Source organism: Dietzia cercidiphylli (assembly GCF_014145145.1).
GTDB lineage: Bacteria > Actinomycetota > Actinomycetes > Mycobacteriales > Mycobacteriaceae > Dietzia > Dietzia natronolimnaea.
Genome location: NZ_JAALEA010000553.1, coordinates 1 through 3428 on the forward strand (window position 1 = coordinate 1; position 3428 = coordinate 3428).

A 3428-nucleotide genomic window follows, 5' to 3' on the forward strand; every position below is an offset into this window, starting at 1 on the left:
GTGACGTGGTGATCGGACAGGGCCTTGCGTCGCACCCGCCAGGCGATCGCCGCCTGGGGTAACACCCCCAGTCCGGCTGCGGTCGCCGCCCCCCAGCCGGTCGAGCCCACCCGGTGGCCGAGGTGGAGCGAGCCGGCTGTGAGCACCACCCACGGGGCGAAGACCTCGGTCAGGACCACTGCCGGGGCGGCGGTCGCGTCGTTCGACGGTCCCGCGCCGGCTCGCGAGGTCGCCTCAGTCGACAAGGGACCGGGCCAGGCGCAGGGCGGCGGCGTCGACCACCGCGTCCGCCGGAAGTCGGGGGATGTCCCCGTGGTGCAGGACGATCCGGGCGTGGGTGCCCATCACGACTCCGGACGCGAGAGCAGCGGAGGGGCGTAGTCGAGGCGGTCGACGAGCCACATGATCGTGGCCACCTCGCCCACCCAGGCCAGGCTCACGCACCAGCCGGCGAGGACGTCGCTGGGAAAATGCACGCCGAGGTACATGCGGGTCACGCCGACCGCGGGGACGTAGGCGCTGGACCCGGCGATCACCGGGTAGCGCCACCCGGTCGGCCACGCGAGCACGCAGGCGCAGCCGGCGAGCGCCGCACTCGCCATGGCGTGCCCACTGGGGAACGAGTAGCTCTTCTCCTCGACGATGTGGGTGAAGAAGGTGGGGCGGTCCCGCCGGTACATCAGTTTGAGGACCGAGTTGATGACGGTGGACCCGACGAGGGAGACCGTGAGCAACGCGGCCGGTCGGCGGCTGCCCCGCACGTAGGCCAGGTAACCCGCGGCGGCGAGCGCGAAGACCGGGACGGCGGTGACCCCGCCGAGTTCGGTGACCGCCCTGACGATCCGGGTGTTGCGCGGGGTGTGTCGCCTGCGCAACCACAGCATGACGGGCCGGTCGAAGGGCAGCTTGGCACCGGAACTGATCCGCTCGGCCAGTTCGACGAACCCGATGACCGGGAGGGCGAACCCGGCGAACGCGACGCCGAACACCGCCCAGGTCCCGCGCGGCAGGGGCACCTGGCCCCTGTCGACGATGCTGCCCAGGACCCCGTCCGAGGGGGTCAGCGGCCGGAGGACGTCCTTCGCCGCGGACAGGGTCCGGCTGCGGCGGGAGGTCGTCGTTCGCGACATGCCCACACCCTAGGCAAGGTCGCGCGGCGGCGGGGGATCCCCGCGAACCGTGAGACCGCGCGCCGACCGCGGGCCGTGTCTACTGTGGATCGTGTCGACCCGATCAGCGGAGGACGTATGACCCAGACCCGTGTGGAACGAGACCTGCTCGGTGAGAAGGCGGTCCCGGCTGACGCCTATTACGGGATCCACACCGTGCGCGCCGTCGAGAACTTCCCCATCGATTCGAAGACCATCAGCGACATCCCGGACTTCATCCGCGGGATGGTCATGGTCAAGAAGGCCGCCGCGCTGGCGAACCTCGAGATGGGAGTCCTTGACCCGGACATCGCCGAGGCCATCGTCGGTGCGTGCGACGAGATCCTGCTGGACGGCCGCTGCATGGACCAGTTCCCCTCGTGCGTCTATCAGGGCGGGGCCGGCACCTCGGTCAACATGAACACCAACGAGGTGGTGGCCAACCTCGCGCTGGAGCGGACCGGTCACCCCAAGGGCGCCTACGACGTCATCAGTCCGAACGACGACGTCAACCGGTCGCAGTCCACCAACGACGCCTACCCGACCGGTTTCCGGATCGCCCTGTGGCACTCCCTCGAGCGGCTCGAGCCGGCGATCGTCGCGTTGCGGGAGGCCTGCTACGACAAATCGGAGGAGTTCCGCGAGGTCCTCAAGATGGGCCGGACGCAGCTGCAGGACGCCGTTCCCATGTCCATGGGCCAGGAGTTCGGTGGATTCGCGGTGACCCTCGACGAGGAACTCCACGTCCTCGGCGCGGCGGCCCGGATGCTGCTCGACGTGAACCTCGGCGCCACGGCCATCGGCACCGGCGTCAACACACCGCCCGACTACCGCCGTGCGGTGGTCGAGCACCTGCGGGTCGTGACCGGTCTGCCGGTCACCGGGGCCATGAACCTCATCGAGGCGACCAGCGACACCGGCGACTACGTCAACGTCCACGCCGCTCTCAAGCGGACCGCGTCCAAGGTGTCCAAGATCTGCAACGACCTGCGTCTGCTCTCCTCCGGCCCGCGCGCGGGATTCAACGAGATCAACCTCCCCGAGCTCCAGGCGGGGTCGTCGATCATGCCGGCCAAGGTGAACCCGGTGATCCCCGAGGTGGTCAACCAGGTCTGCTTCAAGGTGATCGGCAACGACGTCACGGTGACGATGGCGGCCGAGGCGGGGCAGCTGCAGCTCAACGTGATGGAGCCCGTGATCGCGCAGGCGATGTTCGAGTCGATCTCCCTGCTCACCAAGGCGATCGAGACGCTCACGGAGAAGTGCGTGCGGGGTATCACGGCCAACGTCGAGGTGGCCCGCCGCAACGTCATGGATTCGATCGGCATCGTCACCTATCTGAATCCCGTGATCGGTCACCACAACGGCGACCTGGTGGGCCGTGAGTGCGCGCGCTCGGGCCGTGGCGTCCGCGAGGTCGTGCTGGAGATGGGCCTGCTCTCGGCGGAGGAGGTCGACGACATCCTGTCCCCCGCGAATCTGCTGCGGCCCCGGTACAAGGGCAAGTCGAGTGGTCAGCTGGCAGCCGCGCCTCCCGACGACCTGTCGGACCCCACCCGAGACGCGGATCGCCCCGACCACCCGAGGGGGTGACCGGGGGTTCTCCGGTGTCGGTGGAGTCGGGTCAGGCGCCGTTCTCGACGGGGCCGACCCGGCCGATGCTGCTCACGGCGAGCTGTCCGATCGAGCTGTCGAATCCGAACGACTGCTCGAGGGCGGCGGTGGAGCCGGAGATGAAGCCGTTGATCGCGGCGGACGAACCGACGGTGAAATCGAACTGGGCGAAGAAGTCGGCGAGTGCCTTCAACATGGTGTGCTCCCGGTGGGTGTCGACGCGGTCTGTGCCGCGTGGGCGGACCGTGTGCCCGTCTCTACCTGGTCTATCCGTGGTCGACCCCGGGACGTTAGCCCCGAAATATGCTGAAACCTGTTACCGTAGCGGCTAACGTCGGGGCATGAGTTCTCCCACCACCCGCGTCGTCGCGGGCCGTCAGATCACGTTCCCGGTCCCCGTCGTCTCCGCCTCGATATCGGGCGCCGCGTTCCTGTCGCGGACGGCCGTCGCCCGTCGGCTGATCGCCGCAGGGCCCCAGTCCGCGATCCTGGATTCCGCGGGGGCCGAGCCGGTGTCCCTCCCGGGTGGTCGTACGCCGGTCACGATGATCCACGTCCGGTACCACGACGTCCCGGGCAACGTCCTCGGTGGATATCACGAGGTGGGGTTGGCATTCCAGGTCAAGGTGCCGGGGGTCGGTGTCCAGCAGCACATCCACGAGCTGC

3 protein-coding genes and 2 pseudogenes are annotated in these 3428 nt (G+C 69.1%); 2 read left to right on the plus strand and 3 right to left on the minus strand.

The genetic code is table 11. From position 1 onward, the window contains the following. Together G6028_RS17490 and G6028_RS17355 are read right to left on the minus strand one after the other, a co-directional pair. Positions 1-245, minus strand: a pseudogene (locus tag G6028_RS17490) (hypothetical protein); the annotation flags it as partial. Positions 246-344: 99 nt separating this feature from the next. Beyond that, complete coding sequence (locus G6028_RS17355) at positions 345-1130, minus strand: phosphatase PAP2 family protein (protein WP_182640724.1); 786 nt, start codon at positions 1128-1130, stop codon at positions 345-347. A 117-nt stretch (positions 1131-1247) separates the two neighbouring features. Here G6028_RS17355 and aspA point away from each other — a divergent pair, with 117 nt between their 5' ends. Further along, positions 1248-2741, plus strand: a complete 1494-nt coding sequence (gene aspA / locus G6028_RS17360; protein WP_179523719.1) for an aspartate ammonia-lyase — start codon at positions 1248-1250, stop codon at positions 2739-2741. A 31-nt stretch (positions 2742-2772) separates the two neighbouring features. Here the strand turns inward: aspA and G6028_RS17365 are convergent, their stop codons facing one another. Next, a complete protein-coding gene (locus tag G6028_RS17365) occupies positions 2773-2958 on the minus strand; it encodes a hypothetical protein (protein WP_179523718.1) in 186 nt (61 codons plus the stop codon). Between the two features lie 145 nt (positions 2959-3103). Between G6028_RS17365 and G6028_RS17370 the strand changes: the two are divergent. Next, a pseudogene (locus G6028_RS17370) lies at positions 3104-3428 on the plus strand (acetoacetate decarboxylase family protein); the annotation flags it as partial.